13 protein-coding genes and 1 tRNA gene are annotated in these 17,042 nt (G+C 63.7%); 7 read left to right on the top strand and 7 right to left on the bottom strand.

What is annotated here, in order from left to right; all coding sequences use genetic code 11:
• Window positions 1-178: 178 nt before the first annotated feature.
• The 4 genes from AC10V3_RS34890 to AC10V3_RS34875 all read right to left on the bottom strand — a co-directional run bounded on the left by AC10V3_RS34890 (window position 179) and on the right by AC10V3_RS34875 (window position 5,494).
• Window positions 179-254, bottom strand: a tRNA-Met gene (locus AC10V3_RS34890).
• A gap of 942 nt (window positions 255-1,196) precedes the next feature.
• Entirely contained in the window at window positions 1,197-2,273 is a 1,077-nt protein-coding gene (locus AC10V3_RS34885) for a lipocalin-like domain-containing protein (RefSeq protein ID WP_490924450.1), read from the bottom strand.
• The gene (locus AC10V3_RS34880) at window positions 2,270-4,795 is read right to left on the bottom strand and encodes an FtsX-like permease family protein (protein ID WP_490924449.1); all 2,526 of its coding nucleotides are present in this window, start codon (window positions 4,793-4,795) and stop codon (window positions 2,270-2,272) included. The genes AC10V3_RS34885 and AC10V3_RS34880 overlap by 4 nt, the downstream gene beginning before the upstream one ends.
• A gap of 3 nt (window positions 4,796-4,798) precedes the next feature.
• Window positions 4,799-5,494 carry an ABC transporter ATP-binding protein gene (locus AC10V3_RS34875; protein ID WP_490924448.1) on the bottom strand — a complete coding sequence of 232 codons (696 nt, stop codon included), beginning with the start codon at window positions 5,492-5,494 and terminating at the stop codon, window positions 4,799-4,801.
• 411 nt (window positions 5,495-5,905) lie between these two features.
• Here AC10V3_RS34875 and AC10V3_RS34870 point away from each other — a divergent pair, with 411 nt between their 5' ends.
• Window positions 5,906-6,919, top strand: coding sequence for a tripartite tricarboxylate transporter substrate binding protein (locus tag AC10V3_RS34870; RefSeq protein ID WP_490924447.1), 1,014 nt, complete (start codon window positions 5,906-5,908; stop codon window positions 6,917-6,919).
• A 91-nt stretch (window positions 6,920-7,010) separates the two neighbouring features.
• Window positions 7,011-8,957 (top strand): Atu1372/SO_1960 family protein, encoded by a 1,947-nt coding sequence (locus tag AC10V3_RS34865; RefSeq protein ID WP_490924446.1) that lies wholly within the window; start codon window positions 7,011-7,013, stop codon window positions 8,955-8,957.
• Between the two features lie 63 nt (window positions 8,958-9,020).
• Here AC10V3_RS34865 and AC10V3_RS34860 read toward each other — a convergent pair whose 3' ends face one another.
• Window positions 9,021-9,917, bottom strand: a complete 897-nt coding sequence (locus AC10V3_RS34860) for a LysR family transcriptional regulator (RefSeq protein WP_349607940.1) — start codon at window positions 9,915-9,917, stop codon at window positions 9,021-9,023.
• 175 nt (window positions 9,918-10,092) lie between these two features.
• Between AC10V3_RS34860 and sdhC the strand changes: the two genes are divergently transcribed.
• The 4 genes from sdhC to AC10V3_RS34840 are packed head-to-tail and all read left to right on the top strand — an operon-like array spanning window position 10,093 to window position 13,395.
• The gene (gene sdhC, locus AC10V3_RS34855) at window positions 10,093-10,500 is read left to right on the top strand and encodes a succinate dehydrogenase, cytochrome b556 subunit (RefSeq protein ID WP_349607942.1); all 408 of its coding nucleotides are present in this window, start codon (window positions 10,093-10,095) and stop codon (window positions 10,498-10,500) included.
• Between the two features lie 11 nt (window positions 10,501-10,511).
• Window positions 10,512-10,877 carry a succinate dehydrogenase, hydrophobic membrane anchor protein gene (sdhD, locus tag AC10V3_RS34850; protein WP_010814617.1) on the top strand — a complete coding sequence of 122 codons (366 nt, stop codon included), beginning with the start codon at window positions 10,512-10,514 and terminating at the stop codon, window positions 10,875-10,877.
• 3 nt (window positions 10,878-10,880) lie between these two features.
• Window positions 10,881-12,659, top strand: a complete 1,779-nt coding sequence (gene sdhA / locus AC10V3_RS34845; protein ID WP_022535986.1) for a succinate dehydrogenase flavoprotein subunit — start codon at window positions 10,881-10,883, stop codon at window positions 12,657-12,659.
• A gap of 34 nt (window positions 12,660-12,693) precedes the next feature.
• Window positions 12,694-13,395: a succinate dehydrogenase iron-sulfur subunit gene (locus tag AC10V3_RS34840; RefSeq protein WP_011298473.1), complete on the top strand. Its 702-nt coding sequence runs from the start codon at window positions 12,694-12,696 to the stop codon at window positions 13,393-13,395.
• 175 nt (window positions 13,396-13,570) lie between these two features.
• Here the strand turns inward: AC10V3_RS34840 and AC10V3_RS34835 are convergent, their stop codons facing one another.
• Both AC10V3_RS34835 and AC10V3_RS34830 read right to left on the bottom strand, forming a co-directional pair.
• A complete protein-coding gene (locus AC10V3_RS34835; RefSeq protein WP_041681043.1) occupies window positions 13,571-14,656 on the bottom strand; it encodes an IS630 family transposase in 1,086 nt (361 codons plus the stop codon).
• A gap of 381 nt (window positions 14,657-15,037) precedes the next feature.
• Window positions 15,038-15,934 carry a hypothetical protein gene (locus AC10V3_RS34830; RefSeq protein ID WP_490924444.1) on the bottom strand — a complete coding sequence of 299 codons (897 nt, stop codon included), beginning with the start codon at window positions 15,932-15,934 and terminating at the stop codon, window positions 15,038-15,040.
• Window positions 15,935-16,422: 488 nt separating this feature from the next.
• Here AC10V3_RS34830 and AC10V3_RS34825 point away from each other — a divergent pair, with 488 nt between their 5' ends.
• Window positions 16,423-17,040 carry a c-type cytochrome gene (locus tag AC10V3_RS34825; RefSeq protein ID WP_490924443.1) on the top strand — a complete coding sequence of 206 codons (618 nt, stop codon included), beginning with the start codon at window positions 16,423-16,425 and terminating at the stop codon, window positions 17,038-17,040.
• The last annotated feature ends 2 nt before the right edge of the window (window positions 17,041-17,042 follow it).

Below are 17,042 nucleotides of genomic sequence, written 5' to 3'. Positions count from 1 at the left end.
GGATATAAGTCTGCAACCAGTCCTGCTCAAGCCAAGCGATGGTCGTCTTACCTTGCAAACCGGGGCGCGTTCATATAAGCGGGTCACCTCCAATAAGGCGGAAGGCAATACGTGCGTCTGCGGCTGGAACTAAAACAAAAGCCCCGCGCGGATTGCTCCGGCGGGGCTTGGATGAATGTGGTTGCGGGGGCAGGACTTGAACCTGCGACCTTCGGGTTATGAGCCCGACGAGCTGCCAACTGCTCCACCCCGCGCGACGCAATATACGCTGGTTGGCAGCACCTGGATACCCCTTACACAAAAAAACCTGTGCAGATAGCTAAGCGGGTCTTCTCGGGCCGACCGCTTTGGCGCTGGCTCCGGAAGCTCGCTCTTGTGTCAGGCCTTACCTGGAGGGGGATCGCAGCCGAGGGCACCGCCTCGGGTGGACCAGCAAGCGTAAGGCGCGGCAGCACGCCAAGCCAGAAGCATTTCCGCACCGATCGAGGACCGCATCCGAGAATGACGCCCAGCCGGATCGCCCCCTACGCTTCCAGCCAGGTATGCTGTTCCCTGGCCGCATCCTCGCCGATCTGGGCCGCATGGGCCGCTGCCTGTTCGAGCCAAGGCGCATGCGCCGTGGGAACGTCCAGCATCGTCAAAGCCAGCCCGGATAATCAAGAATTCGTGGGATTATTAAACGTCTGCCAGCTAAACGACTGGAGCGCACCTTGACGACAGAATGGATGGAGTATAAGTGGCCCTCAGATCACTATGGCGTTACACAGTACAGGATTTTCAGATCACCAGCGAGATCGGCGCTGCTCGGCGCTCCGTGGTAACCGATGGCAGAACCCTTGAGACCTACCCCGCTGGTTCTCGCCAGGCGCCCACGCTGCAGGCCCACCTGACTTACGCACTCCGACAAGAGGGCCTTGAGTTGCCTTAACGGCGCGTTTGCATAACCGTCGGCGATATGCGGCTGAGCCTGCGTGAGGTTTGCGGAGCGCAACCAGCAGCAGATGCCCCTGTTCTACCAAGCTTGGGCCATCAACCACATTTCGTAGACACCGTCTGCGAAATTGCCCCGCCCCCAGATATAGGCATCGTCTGCAATTTTCACGGCTGACGAGACTCCTAGAGCCTTCTCCACGCCAGTCAGCAGCGTGCCCGGCACCGCCGGCGGGCTGCTCCATCTGCCCGGGCCGTGCCTCAAGTCAAAGATTGAGGCGCTGGAAATACCCGGTCAGTTCGAGGTAGCCCCGTCCGACCGCATTGCCTCCCCGCAACGCCGTCACCGCGCCCTCCCAATAGACCGCGCCGGTGCTCGCGCGGCTATCGAGTTCCTGATCATCCATCAGCGGTACCAGTTCGAGCGTGAGATCGCCTGCGTTCAACCCCATGGCAACCGGATAGCTCGTGCCCGTACGAGGCGAGCGCCAACGGCGCGCCGGCATGAAGTTGACCTCTTCGGGAGCCAGTACCTGGACGCGACCGTCGCTGCCGCGCAGCGTGCCGCCTCCCCAGAACTTGCGCCCCGCCTTGTCCCGGATCTGGAAAGCCATCAACGCGCCGCCGTCATTCAGGTTGATGCCGAGCCAGTCCCAGCCGACGGCCTCGTCGGCCAGCAAGGTCGACGACCATTCGTGATCCAGCCAGGCAGTGCCATGCACGGTTTCCTGCTGACTGCCCCGCTTCAAGGTGCCGCTCACCTTGAGCCCTGGCTGGCTGTAGTAATAGCTCGCCTGGGCCGCCAGAGGGCCCTTGCGGCTGTAACCCCGTTCGCCCTGTAGAAGCAACCTCTGGGTTGGCTCCATTGTCAGATCGAGCGTGAAATCCCGCGCGGGAATTCTGGCTCGGTAGCGCCCCGTCATTTCTCGGCGCAGCGACCAGTTGTCGATGTACACATCGGTGTCGGCAGTATTGGCAAGCGCCAGGCCAAAGCCGCTGCGCACCGCGCGCTGGTCGTGTTGGAGCTTGCCGACCACAGGCTCGCTCAGTGCGACATTCGCGAACAGCAGTTGCAGCGGCGCGAAGCGGCTTGGGTTGGCCTGGTCAATCTGCGGGCGCGAGCGGAAGAACGTAACCTGGAAGCCGAGCAGCGCTCCTGCCTGCGTCTGCAGCCAGCCGGTGGCATACCACCATTCGGTGCGATAGTCGGGGTGCGCGCCGTGGTCGCGTGGGAAGGCCAGGGTTCGACCTGCGTCGACTGGCGGATAAGCGGGCGCTGCGCCCAGCGCCGCGGCCGCCGCGCCGGAACCCGGCAACAACAGCAGGAATGAGCGCCGCTTCACCAATCCTCCTGCACCGCGCGCACGGCGCTACGCGACATCGCCTGCCGCCCGCTAGCCAGCGCAGCCAGCGAGGCCGCTGCCACCACCGCGCTCGCCACCTGGGCCAGGAATGCCCAAGGCACATGCAAGCTCATGGTCCAGTGGAACGACTGCGGGTTGACAACGTGAACCAGGATCAAGGCGATGACCCATCCCAGCGCAAGACCGGCTACCACGCCAAGCAGAGCGAGTAACGCGCCCTCCAGTGCCAGCATCGCGCCGATCTGCCAACGCATGAAGCCGAGATGCCGCAGCATGCCGAATTCCCGCGCACGCGCCAAGGCCTGCGCGCTGAAGCTGGCGCCGATGCCGAACAGGCCTATCACGACCGCTATACCCTCCAGCAGGTAGGTCACTGCGAAGCTGCGGTCGAAGATTTTCAGGGTGATGGTGCGAATCTCGCCGCGCTCGGCGAAGGTAATGTGTTCACCGCCGGCGACGCGCTGACGCAGCCTCTCCTTGACCTGCGCCGGGCCGTTGCCCTGCTCCAGCCACAGGGCGACGTCAGTGACACGCCACTCGTCCGTGAGCCGCCGATAATCGTCCTGGCTGATCACCACCGTACCATACTGGCGCGCGTAATCGCGCCACACGCCGCCCACCAGGAAGGCGACGGCCCGGCCCTGCAGCGGCAGCGTGATACGTTGTCCCGGGCGGAAGCCATAGAGGTCGACCATCGCCTCGCTGACCCATACCGCCGGCGGATCACCCGGCTGCGCCGCGACGGGCGCAGCCGTCAGCGGCAACCGCGCGCCCGGATTGCGCGGATCGATCGGCCTGGCAATGACCGTTACGGGGGGGCGCTGGGGATCAAGCAGGATCTGGCTCGAACGTAGAAACTCGGCACGCGCAACGCCACGGACGCTGGCGATGGCGGCTTGGTCGTCAAGCGAGAAATACGCGCTATCGCCGTATGACGATGCACGCAGATAGAGGTCGGCCGGCAGGACATTGTGCAGCCAATCGTCCACCGAGATGCGGAAGCTTGACACCATAATCGCCATCGCGGCCATCAGGCTGAAGCTGGCGACAATGCCGGCCAGGGCGATGGACGCGCGGCCCGCTGCGCCGGCGAGTTGGGTCAGGGCAAGCTGCGGCACAGCCTGTCGCGAAGAGGGCAGCAAGCCGAACACAAGATGCGCCAGCCATGGCATCAGCAGGATGGCGCCCACCAACAGCAGGGCGATCGCCGCATAACCGAAGACCGGCAGATCCGCCACCGGCCGCAGTGGCGTCAGCCCAAGCCCGGCTGCCATCGCAGCAAGCCCGGTCCACGGCGAGCGTAGCCGCTTGAGCGGTGTCTCCTCATCGCCCGCCTTGAGCGCCTGCGCCGGCCGCGCGCGGGCGGCCTCCCATGCCGGTGCGAAACTGCCGAGCACCGCCGCGGACAAGCCGAGCGCGAAGAAGATCAGCGCTGCCAGCGCGTCGAAGCGGACCTTGGGCTTTACACCTTCAAAGTAGCCACCGCCCAGATCACCGCCCGCGTACCCGAGTACCGCGGCGGCGAGGACAAAGCCAAGCGCCAGGCCGAGCATCGCGCCGAGCGTGCCTTGAGCCGCGCCTTCCGCCAGCAACAGCCGCAGCAGACCAGCGCGCGTCATCCCCAAGGCGCGCAGCAGTGCAAGCTGCGAGCGCCGCCGCAGCACCGATACAGCCTGCATCGTGAACACCAGGAAGGCGCCTGTGAACAGCGCCACCAGGGCGAGCACGTTCAGGTTCACCCGATAGGCGCGCGACAGGTTGGAAGTCCGACGCGCGTTGTCCTGCGGCGAACCCGCCACCACACCTGGCGGCAGCAGCGCGGCCAGCGCTTGCGCAAAGTTGCCCGTGTCCACTCCCGGCCTGAGCTTGACGTCGATCCGCTGCAACAGGCCAAGCCGGTCGAGGCGCCACTGCGCCGCACCGATATCCATCACGCCCAGACGCATGCCCTCGCCCGCCGCCGGCAGCGTGCCGGCAATACGCAGCGTAAGCGCGGTGAGCCCGACTTGCACGGTGAGCGGGTCCCCGGGCTTGAGATCGAGCCAGCTCAGCGCCGCCGGCGAAAGGAACACGGCGTCGGGATCGAGAACGTCGAGCTTGCCCGCGCGCTCCTCGGTGGGCCGCCCGATCAGATTGGGTGTCACAGGCGCCGCCCGGAACACATCGATGCCAAACAACGTCAGCGCACCGGTGCGCCCCGGCACCAGCGCATTGACTTCCACCACAGGGCTGGCCGCCGCCACCTCCGGCAGGCCCGCGATGCGCGGATAGAGCGATTCGTCGAAGCCGATGCGCGGCCCGCGGATCTCCAGATCGGCATTCCCCATCAAGGAGCGCACCGCCTGGGAAAACTCCGCCAACGCAGCGTGGTTGACCAGATGCACGCCATAGCCCATTGCCACACCGATGGCCACGGCAAGGATGCCGATGATGGCGCGTCCGGGATGGGCGCGCAATTCGCCCAGGAGTAGCACAAGGCCGAGCGAGCTTCGCGTTCGCATGGCTTAGGCGGCCGCGCTCATTGGCGGCAGTGGCCCCAGCGGCGTCAATCCGCCTGGCGTCAATTGCAAGACGCGATCCGCCGTCGCCGCAGCCAGTGCCGAGTGCGTGACGATAATCGCGGCCGTGCCATTTGCGTTGACCAGTTCGCGCAGCAGGCTTAGTACCCGCGCAGCCGTCTCGTGATCAAGGTTGCCAGTCGGCTCATCTGCCAGCAGCAGCATCGGCCGGTGTACGAGGGCACGTGCAATTGCCACCCGCTGCAGTTCCCCGCCGGAAAGCTCGCGCGGCAGACTGTCCTCGCGCCCCTCAAGCCCAACCGCGGCGAGCATCTCGGCAACGCGCGCTGACGCCTTTTCCCGCTCGAGGCCGTTCAACAGCAGCGGCAGCGCCACGTTCTGCGCCGCGCTCAAATTCGGCAGAACATGGAAGGCCTGGAACACGAACCCCAGCTTTCGCCGCCTCAGCAAGGTTGCGGCATCGTCGTTCAGCTTGCCCAGATCCTGTCCGTCGAACTGGATGCGGCCACTGTCGGGCCGATCCAGGCCGGCGATCAGGTGGAGCAGCGTTGACTTGCCCACGCCAGATTCACCCATGACGGCGACATATTCGCCGGCGTCCAGCGCAAGACTGACTCCTCGGAGAACCGTGCGCGGTCGGGCGCCGTTGTATGTCTTGGAGACGTCTGTAAGGGTCAGCACAATTTTGTCAACCTCGCAAGGCGCGCGTCCACGGCAAACCAATGACGGGAGAGCGGGCACAAGCCATTCTGCCACCATGGGAAGGCGCCACATAGGTAACAAGTAATGGAGGAATGACCCGCCGAATGGAACGACTGGGACCCCTCCCCCAGTACCTGCCGCGTAATGACCGAGGGCGCGTGTTGAGCACTTCGGCAACGCCACGGATCGCGAGCGGTACACGAGCACCGCATGAAAGTTATTTCAGCCGCATTTGATTGATTTCACGCATGACCTGCCTGCACTGCGTTGCCCGTAGGGCAACGATTTCGTGTAAAGATTGCTGTTCCTCGAACAAATTTTCCAGCCAACAATCCCCCCACAACCGATTCTCGTATCTACGCGAGAAGGTCCAAGAAAGTGGAGGACGACATGCAAGACCGAGGACTACCCCCCGTCAAACGCTGGATCGCGCTTAGTGCCGCCATCCTGGGGATTACGCTGACCAGCGCGCCGGCGTCCGCCGCCGACGCGTTTCCCACCAAGCCGATATCGATGCTGGTCGCATTCCCGCCGGGGGGCCCCGCTGACGTTCTTGCGCGGGCCATGCAGCCGGCGATGGCCAAGGCGCTCGGCCAGCCCGTGGTCATCGAGAATCTGCCCGGCGCCGGCGGCGCGCTGGCAGTGCAGCGCCTGCTGAGCCGTCCGGCCGATGGCTACACGCTGATCATGGGCTCGCCCAACGAGGCCATCCTGACGCCGCTGGCGCTTGCCAGCGCCAAGTACAAGTCGGAGGAGCTGGCCCTGCTGGCGCCAGTCTCGAACCACCCGCTCGTCGTGATGACGCGCAGCGACCTGCCGTACAACTCGCTCGAACAGATCATCGCGGCCAGCAAGTCGGCAGGCAGCAAGAGCCTGACCTTCGGTAATCCGGGCTACGGGACCATGTACCACATCGTCGCCGAATACATCGCTCAACTGACCGGCGCCAAGATGCTGCAGGTGCCGTACAAGGGCGCCACGCCGATGCTGGCAGACCTGACCGGTCGCCAGATCGACATGACGATTCTGCCAAACCTCGGTGCCTCCACGCAGCTGCTCGAAACGCACAAGATCAAGGCGGTCGCAGTGCTGGACACGCAGCGCATGCGAACGCTGCCCGATGTGCCTGCCATCTCCGAAACCAGCGTCGCGCGCAAGTCCGAATTCACTTATTCGATCTGGCTGGGCGTCATGAGCAGGGCCGGCATCCCGGCGGAGCGTGCCCGCGTATTGATGGACGCCTCGCAGCAAGCGCTGCGGTCGCCCGAACTGATCAAGGCGCTTGAGCTCTCCGGCGTGCAGCCGATGAAGCCGCAGACGCTCGAGGCCTCCGCGAAGTTCTACGTCGCCGAGACCGAGAAGTTCAGGAAGATGGCCGGCTCGATAAAGCTGACGCCGCAATAATTCCACCCGTCACGGCCGTTCCCATGGCGGCGCCGGCGCTGGCGTCGCTGGCCCCGCCTCGTTCCAGCATCCCGTTCCAAGGAGGTCTTCCTTGAATATCCTAGTTGCCGGTTTCCAGCACGAAACCAATACGTTCGCCCCAACCATGGCCACCTACGAGAGCTTCGTCCGCGGCGAGGATTTTCCCGCCATGGTGCGCGGCGAGGCGATCTACGACCTGCTGGGTGTGAACGTGCCGATCAGCGGCTTCATCCACCACGTTCGCGAGCACGGTCACACCGTCACGCCGGTGATCTGGGCGGCTGCCGGGGCCTCGGCCCACGTCACGACCGATGCCTACGAGCGCATCGCCGGCGAGATCGTGGAGGCGGTAAGGACGGCCTCGTACGACACGATCTATCTCGACCTGCATGGCGCCATGGTGGCCCAGCACCTCGACGACGGCGAGGGCGAGTTGCTGGCGCGCATCCGTGCCGTGGCCGGCCCGGACATGAAGATCGTGGTCTCGCTGGATCTGCATGCCAACGTCACCGAACGGATGCTCGCGCTGGCGGATGGAGTGGTGGCGTATCGCACCTATCCACACGTGGACATGGCCGCCACCGGCAAGCGGGCAGCCGAGATGCTGCTGGAGTTATGCAGGCGGGAGTCGCGTGCGCACCTGGTGGCACGACGCGTGCCGTTCCTGATACCGGTCAACAGCATGTCCACGATGATGCAGCCCGCTCAAGGCATCTACGGCCTGCTCGAAGAGCTGGAGCCGCAAGGCGTGCTGTCGCTGTCGTTCACACCGGGCTTTCCCGCGGCCGACTTCGCCGAGTGCGGTCCCGTGGTTTGGGGGTACGGCTTCGACAGAACCCGCGTCGAGCGGGCCGTCGACGCACTGTTCGCGCGCATCTGCGAACCCGAGAGCCAGTGGGCCGTGCAGTTCGAGGAGCCGGATGCAGCGGTGCAGCGTGCCATGCGGATCGCGCAAAAGGCCACGCGGCCAGTGATCCTCGCGGACACGCAGGACAACCCGGGCGTCGGCGGCGATGGCAACACCATGGGCATGCTGCGTGCGCTTCTCAAGGCCGGCGCGCAGGACGCCGCGATCGGGATTATCTGCGATCCCGCCGCGGCCGCGGCCGCGCACCAGGCTGGTGTTGGCGCGAGGATCGAAATTGCGCTTGGCGGCTGCCCACAGGTGAGCGAGGATGCCCCGCTGCGGGCGACCTTCGAGGTGGAGGCGCTGTCTGAAGGCAAGTTCGTCTACGGCGGACCGATGATGCACGGCAAGGCTGCCAACATGGGACCAATGGCGCGACTGCGGCTCGATGGCGTGCTCGTTGCCGTTAGCTCGACCAAGGCACAATTGCTCGACCGCAACATGTACCGCGCGGTCGGCATCGATCCGGCGGGGATGAAGATTCTCGTGAACAAGAGCTCGGTGCATTTCCGCGCCGACTTCGCCGCGATCGCGGAAGACATTTTCGTGGTGCGTGCGCCCGGTCCGTTCATCGCCGATCCGGCGTACCTGCCATGGCAGCATCTCAAGCCCGGCATGCGCCTGAAACCGAACGGTCCGGCGTTCGCGCCGGCGCCCCGAATCTACGATAAGCTTACGCAGCTCGGCATCGAACTGCCCAAGGCTTCGGGCCCGGCGGCGGCCTATGTGCCGAGCGTGCGGTCCGGCAAGCTGATCCACGTGTCCGGCCATCTCTCTCGCGTCGATGGCCAGGTTCGGACCGGCCGCTTTGGCGACGACCTGCGCACCGCCGACGGTATCGCGGCGGCCCGCTTGGTTGCCATCGACTTGCTCGCGACGCTGCACGCCGCCACCGGCGACCTCGATTCGATCGTGCGGATCGTCAAGCTCACCAGCCTCGTCCATTCGACAGCGGACTTCACCGAGCAGCACCTCGTGACCAATGGCGCCAGCGAACTGCTCGCCGAGGTGTTTGGCACGCGCGGCCAGCACGCGCGCAGCGCGTTCGGCGTGCCGCAGTTACCACTCGGCGCCTGCCTGGAAATCGAACTGATCGTCGAGGTCGCCTGATTCCATGCGCGGCCTGAAACGTGATCGTTCCAATAAACCACTGCAGTTGCTTTAAAGCTCAACTTACGTTTGCAGCGACACAGCATCCGCGACCATCGCCAGGAAATTAGCCGTCTTCGCTGGTGTTGGCTCGATCCTCGACGCGAGCGCCAAGCGGATAGAGATGGAGCTGCCAACTATGTCTCTATAAACAACTCCCTCCACCTGTATTTGGCAAACAGAGGCAGGAACGAGCGACACACCGAACTCCGCTGCAACGAGATTCACAACCGAGGAGAGCTGCGGCGCTTCCTGGCCCGCAATGGGATCAAAGCCAGCCTTCTTGCACGCGCCGACGATGACGTCATGCAAAGTCGGACTTGCTTCCCTAGGTAGCAGTACAAAATGGTCTTCTGCCAATGCGTCGAGGGAGATTCGACGTCTCTTCGCAAGATGGTGCGTTGCAGGTAGCACGACCTTCATTGGCTCCACGGCAATGTGCTGAAGTTGAACCCCAGCCGGCGATTGCCCGCTCAATCGGACAAAGGCCACATCTACTCGACCATCATTAAGATATGCAAGGAGCTCGGACGTGTTACCTTCCGCCAGGGTCAGGACGACATTCGGGTAGTCCTGTCGATAAGCGCGGATTAGCCTGGAGACCACGGGGTTGAACGCGGCAGAGCCGGTAAATCCGATGTTGAGGCGCCCGATTTCGCCCCGTCCGGCGCTTTGCGCTTTCTCCACTGCTGCGCGCGTGTCATGAAGTATTCGCCTGGCATCCGTTGCAAACGCCTCGCCCGCTTCCGTCAAGACCACGCCATGCCCGGTTCTGCGGAAAAGCTTTACGCCGAGCTCCTCCTCCAACGCGTGAATCTGCTGGCTGAGAGGCGGCTGTCCAATGCCAAGCCTTTCCGCTGCCCGCGTTACGTTGCGCTCGTCAGCGACTGCGAGGAAGTAGCGAATATGCCGCAGCTCCATGCGATATCTGCTGTTATATATATCAGAAAGATGCGATAGATATTGGACAGTATATCAGCGACAGGCCAGAATGCCGCGTATCCCGCCTTGCCGAGAGCGTCCCGGTGTCTATGACCGCGGCGATGCTGTTTGAGGCCGAGGCGGCGAATCCATCCAACGAAAAGAATCAGCCCCCATGGAAAAGCTGCAGTCAACCAGGCCCGAATACCGGAACATCGGTATCTCGCAGATCGCGAGATACCGCTTGCCCTGGGCCGGCAAGGTATCCATCCTGCATCGCGTCAGCGGTGCCTTGATGTTCCTCCTCCTTCCCTTCGTGCTGTACCTGTTCGAGCAGAGCATCACTTCGGAACTGAGCTTCGCAAAGTTCTCGGCCCTCCTGTCCGGCGGCTTCGTCAAGCTGGTTCTGCTGGCCCTGATCTGGGGTTATCTGCATCACTTCTGCGCCGGTATCCGTTTCCTGCTGCTGGATGTGCACGTTGGTGTCTCCAAGCCCGCTTCGGCTAAGTCTGCCATCAGCGTGCTGGTTGTCAGCCTGCTGCTTACCCTGATTTTCGGCCTGAAGCTGTTCGGCCTGTTCTGAGGAGAATCACGGTGGCAAACAACAATATCGGTCCCAAGCGTCTTGTCGTCGGTGCCCACTACGGCCTGAAAGACTGGCTCGCGCAACGCGTCACGGCCGTGATCATGGTGGTCTTCACCGTCGTCCTGGCCATTGCCTTCCTGCTGTCGAACGGCGCTTCATACGAAGCGTGGGCAGGGCTCTTCTCCAACCAGTGGATGAAGATCATCACGTTCCTGACCATCCTGTCGCTGCTCTATCACGCCTGGATCGGCGTGCGCGACATCTGGATGGACTATGTGCGCCCGATGGCCGTGCGCCTGGTGCTGCAAGTTCTTACGATTCTGTGGCTCGTCGGTTGTGCGGGCTACGCTGCTCAGATTCTCTGGAGGGTGTAATAAATGGTCGCAGTCAAGACTGGATTGCCGCGTCGCCGCTTTGACGTGGTCATCGTCGGTGCTGGCGGCGCCGGGATGCGCGCATCCCTCCAGCTCGCGGAAGCCGGCCTGAACGTGGCCGTGCTGTCCAAGGTGTTCCCGACCCGCTCGCACACCGTGGCGGCGCAGGGCGGTATCGGTGCTTCGCTGGGCAACATGAGCGAAGACAACTGGCACTATCACTTCTACGACACCATCAAGGGCTCGGACTGGCTGGGTGACCAGGACGCCATCGAGTTCATGTGCCGTGAAGCCCCGAAGGTCGTGTACGAGCTCGAACACTTCGGCATGCCGTTTGACCGCAACCCCGACGGCACCATCTACCAGCGCCCGTTCGGCGGCCACACCGCCAACTACGGTGAAAAGCCCGTGCAGCGCGCCTGCGCCGCGGCTGACCGTACCGGCCACGCGCTGCTGCACACGCTGTACCAGCGCAATGTGCGCGCCAAGACCCACTTCTTCGTCGAATGGATGGCGCTGGACCTGATCCGCGACCAGGACGGCGACGTGCTGGGCGTGACCGCGCTGGAAATGGAAACCGGCGAGGTCTACATCCTCGAGGCCAAGACCACGCTGTTCGCGACCGGCGGTGCCGGCCGCATCTACGCCGCTTCCACCAACGCCTTCATCAACACCGGTGACGGCCTGGGCATGGCCGCACGCGCTGGCGTGCCGCTGGAAGACATGGAATTCTGGCAGTTCCACCCGACCGGCGTGGCCGGCGCGGGCGTGCTGATCACCGAGGGCGTGCGCGGCGAGGGCGGTATCCTGCGCAACAAGGACGGCGAGCGCTTCATGGAGCGCTATGCCCCGACGCTGAAGGACCTGGCGCCGCGTGACTTCGTCTCGCGCTCGATGGACCAGGAAATCAAGGAAGGCCGCGGCTGCGGCCCGAACGGCGACTACGTGCTGCTCGACCTGACCCACGTCGGCGCCGAGACCATCATGAAGCGCCTGCCGTCGATCCGCGAAATCGGCATGAAGTTCGCCAACGTCGACGCGATCAAGGAACCGATCCCGGTGGTGCCGACCATCCACTACCAGATGGGCGGCATCCCGACGAACTATCACGGCCAGGTCGTGGTGCCGAAGAACGGCAACCCGAACGAAGTCCTGAACGGTTTCTACGCGATCGGCGAATGCTCGTGCGTGTCGGTGCACGGCGCCAACCGCCTGGGCACCAACTCGCTGCTGGACCTGGTGGTGTTCGGCCGCGCGGCCGGCAACCACATCATCGCGCAGAACCTGAAGCAGAAAGAGCACAAGCCGCTGCCGGCCGATGCCGCCGACCTCGCGCTGTCGCGCCTGGCCAAGCTGCAGGCAACGTCGTCGGGCGAGTACACGCAGGACGTGGCCAACGACATCCGCAAGAACATGCAGTCACATGCCGGCGTGTTCCGGACGCAGAAGCTGATGGACGAAGGTGTCGAGCGCATCCTGGAAGTCTCCGAGCGCGCCAACAACATCCACCTGAAGGACAAGTCCAAGGTCTTCAACACCGCGCTGGTGGAAGCCCTGGAAGTGGCCAACCTGGTGGAAGTGGCCAAGGCCACCATGATCTCGGCGGCCGCTCGCAAGGAATCGCGCGGTGCCCACGCGCACAGCGACTTCCCGAATCGCGACGACCAGAACTGGCTCAAGCACACGCTGTTCTACAGCGAAGGCAACCGCCTCGACTACAAGCCGGTGAAGATGGAACCGCTGACGGTGGAAAGCGTGCCGCCGAAGGCCCGTACCTTCTGAGCACCGCATCGTAGAGATAACAGGACCCACAGAAATGAAGCGTATTTTCGAAGTCTACCGCTACGATCCGGACAAGGATGCGGCACCGCGCATGCAGACCTACGAGGTCGAGCTGGACGGTCACGAGCGCATGCTGCTGGACGCGCTGGTCAAGCTGAAGAAGCTGGACGAAACCATCTCGTTCCGCCGTTCGTGCCGTGAAGGCGTGTGCGGCTCGGACGCGATGAACATCAACGGCAAGAACGGCCTGGCGTGCCTGACCAATATGCGCGAGCTGCCGGACCGCATCGTGCTGCGTCCGCTGCCCGGCCTGCCGGTGGTGCGCGACCTGATCGTCGACATGACGAACTTCTTCAAGCAGTACAACTCGATCAAGCCGTTCCTGATCAACGACGAGCCGCCGCCCGAGAAAGAGCGCCTGCAGTCGCCGGAAGAGCGTGACGAGCTGGACGGCCTGTACGAGTGTATTCTCTGCGCCAGCTGCTCCACGTCGTGCCCGTCGTTCTGGTGGAACCCGGACAAGTTCGTCGGCCCCGCCGGCCTGCTGCAGGCTTACCGCTTCATTGCGGACAGCCGCGACCAGGCCACCAGCGAGCGCCTGGACAACCTGAACGACCCGTACCGCCTGTTCCGCTGCCACAGCATCATGAACTGTGTCGACGTGTGCCCGAAGGGTCTGAACCCGACCAAGGCCATCGGCAAGATCAAGGAGCTGATGGTCCGCCGCGCGGTTTGAGGAATACGATGCCAAAGCCGTCGCAGTCAACGAAGGACATGGCCGTAAGCGAACGGCGATCTCGCCTTGACGACGGCATGCGCACTATAAGCGAATCGCTGCTGTCCGTGAAGCTCGCGAGGCCAAGGCAGAGGCGACAGGCCAGCTTGGCCGGAGTGTCCCCTCACCTGCCAGGCTAGTGCAATGTTCCATTCTGTTTGGAACTTAAGCGGCGGTTGGCGCGAATGACCTTCTGTAGGATGTCGCGAGCGCTCTTGGTCCAGATGAACGGCTTGGGGTTGGTGTTGTGGTGAGCGATGTACTCGTTGATGGCGTCGACCAGTTCCGGCACGCTGGTGAATACGCCGCGGCGAAGTCGCTCGGTCGTGATGTCGCGAAAGAACCGCTCGACCATGTTCAGCCATGACGCCGAGGTGGGCGTGAAGTGCATGTTGATGCGCGGATGCTTGGCCAGCCAGTCTTGCACCGCAGGATGCTTGTGGGTGGCGTAGTTGTCGGCGATCAGATGCAGCGTTTTGTCCTTGGGCGTCTCGCGGTCGATCTTGCGCAGGAACTTCAGCCACTCGGTATGGCGGTGGCGCTGCTGGCACTGGGCGATGACCTGGCCATCGAGCACGTTGAGCGCGGCAAACAGCGTGGTCGTGCCGTTGCGCTTGTAGTCGTGCGTCATGGTGGCCGCACGTCCCTTCTTCAACGGCAAGCCGGGCTGCGTGCGATCCAGCGCCTGCACCTGGCTCTTCTCATCGCAGCACAGCACCAGCGCGTGCTCGGGTGGCGACATGTAGAGGCCAACGATGTCTTCAAGCTTCTCGACGAACCGCGGATCGCGCGAGACCTTGAAGCCGCGCACGATGTGCGGCTTCAACCCGTGGGCGTGCCAATGGCGCATGACGGTGCTGGCGCTCACGCCCAACTCGGCGGCCATCTTGCGCGTGCTCCAGTGCGTGGCCGCCACGGGCTTCGTTTGAGTGGTCAGCTCCACCAGCCGCGCCGTGTCCACCTTCACCGGCGGCGCACCGCGCGGCAAGTCGCGTTCGATACCGGCCAGCCCCGATTGCGCATACCGCTCACGCCAACGCGAGACCTGCACGCGTCCGACTCCCAACTGCTCGGCGATGTCCTTGTTCTGCAATCCGTTGGCGGCCAGCAGCACAATGCGCGCGCGCTGCGCCAGCCTCACGCTCGTGAGCTTCGACCGAACCAGCCTCGTCAACTTGGTTCGCTCCTCGTCGGTCAACATGATCTCGGGGGCAACTCGCACTCGCTCTCTCCACGCTGTATCGCAGTAGGGCATTGGAGACGCCGAATTCATATAAGTTCCATCAAGAACAGAACGCTACACTAGCTACCTTCGTTTTCCGCTGTGCAGGCATTAAACACGGCCCGCACAACAGACAGAGGCACGGACCCGAGAAGTGCGGCGGCCTCCGCCTGGCAGTCGCGTGTGGGGCCAACCGGCACGCCAGGCTGATTGATCGCGGGTGTCTTGCCGGGCTGCATGCCCTCGTTCGTCGCGGAGCAGGCGCTTAGCAGGCTCAGCGTCGCGAGCACTTGCACGGATCCGAGACGCAAATGGAACCATTTCGTTGCCCGCATCTCGCTGTGCCTCCTATTTACCGGGACCCGCAGCCAGTTATCGAACTCAGAGGCGAAACACCACACTTAGCATGGGACCCTTGAGGGTGAGCCTTTGCACCAACTGGTTACCGCCCAACTGGTAGGTGATGTAGCGATAGGACAATTGCACATCCCCCCACCTTGCCGCGTACGCCGCCCCCCCGTACGCTTGAACCGTGTATCTGGAGGAACCGGTGCCGACGTCAATGTAATAAGGCACGTACCACTTGCCACTGCTACTGAGATTGATGCGTCCGCGCATACCGACTATGCCGTCCACGATATTCGCCGTCTGCGATACGCTCCCTTGCCTTGCCAACATCGCGCCTTGTTGATCGAACGTTGCGGATAATGTCCAGTTCGCGTTAGCGCTCAGGTTCAGATACCGGAGCCCGCCGAACGGCATGACAGCTCCCCAAGGCGCACGCAGGGCTGTATAGCCTCCTGCAAGTGCGAACAGGCCGCCGCTCAGGCCGCTGCTGACATCGGTCGCCAGGTCGCGCGGGACGACAACCCTGGTGCCGCCCTCCGCCCCCACGGCCTTGAGGTTGGTTTGCTGACGACTAAAGTCAAGGTAGATCGCGTCGGCAAGGACAGTCCAATCTCCCTTGCTGGCTTCGACCTGCAGCATCAGAACAAACTGCAAATTCTGGAGATAGCTGTCCGGCCCCGCTCCAACATCGAGGTTGCCACCTCCGGTAGACGAGGATCCGGAGAAGCGCAACGCGCCGCTCACGTTTGGCAACCAAAGATACGGGGCGACGGAAAATTGCCAGCCGTCAGCATCCGTCGGCGCGGCATGCGCCGACCCGGCGGCGACAGCAAGGACGATAGTGCTCCCAAGACAACGGCGGCCCAGATTAGCGCATAGGCCTTTACTGTTTGGTGCACCGAACCGACCAGCGAGTCGCACTTTTCTCATGGCTTTGCCCCCATTTCACAACACGCTGCGCCCCGTGCGCATGAGGGAAAGGGATTGCGGGGGTCGTCGGAGCGCCCGGTGCCGGCCCCCATCACCAATGCAATGCCACGGGAAATGTTTGCTGATGCAAATCCAAGATAGCAGACGCCCATGGTGGCGAGCGCCGGCCCCGCATCCGTCGTGCCGTGGCGTCTTGGTCACAAGTGCGCCATCACCCATCCAAATGAAGGCGGAAGGGATCACAAGGTGCCCTGAGCCACTTCAATTTCTCGGTGGATTTGACGAACCACAGCGCTCGCCCTTTACGACCTCAGATTGAAGGCGTTGCCTTTCCGCTTGACACGGCACGCTTGACGTCTACGCTTGATGCATCCAACACGGCACACCGCCCATGCGCCCCACATGGAAGTTCACGCCGCTCGCGACGCTCCTTGTCTTTCCCTTGGTTGGGATCGCGCAGCCTGAGGCCGTCCCGGCCTTTAAGGCAAGTGGACTCTCTCGAAGCCAGGGTACAGGGCTGCGTCACCTGTCACGGCCAGAGCGGCCAAGGCACAGCAAACGGCTACTTCCCCCGCATAGCCGGCAAGCCGGCAGGGTACCTCTATAACCAGTTGGCGGCCTTTCGCGACGGCACGCGGCGGTATCCGCCGATGAACTACCTGGTGGCCTACCTGCCCGACCCCTACCTGAAGGAAATTGCCGAGTACTTCGCCAAGCTGCGGCCGCCCTTCGCGCCCAAGGAGAGCAGCAACGCCGCGCCGCCCGTGCTCGCCCGCGGTCAGGCGCTGGTGAACAAGGGCGACGCTGGCCAGGGCATTCCGGCCTGCGCCGCCTGCCACGGCAACGGGCTGACCGGGATGGAGCCGGGCATTCCGGGGCTGGTCGGGCTGCGCCGCGCGTATATCGTCGGCCAGCTCACGCGCTGGAAGGTAGGCGAGCGCCATGCGGCCGAGCCCGACTGCATGAAGCGCATCGCCGGGCGGCTGAGCGATGCCGACGTTTCGGCGGTGGCTGAGTGGCTATCGCAGCAGCCGGCGCCGAGCGACCCGTCGCCGGAATCCTCAAACCTGGTTCGCATGCCGCTGGCTTGCGGCAGCCAGCGGTGATG

The organism is Cupriavidus sp. PB-02 (genome assembly GCF_058252315.1).
Note: the sequence above shows the minus strand (reverse complement) of the source record. Positions and strands in the feature narration are given on the sequence as shown.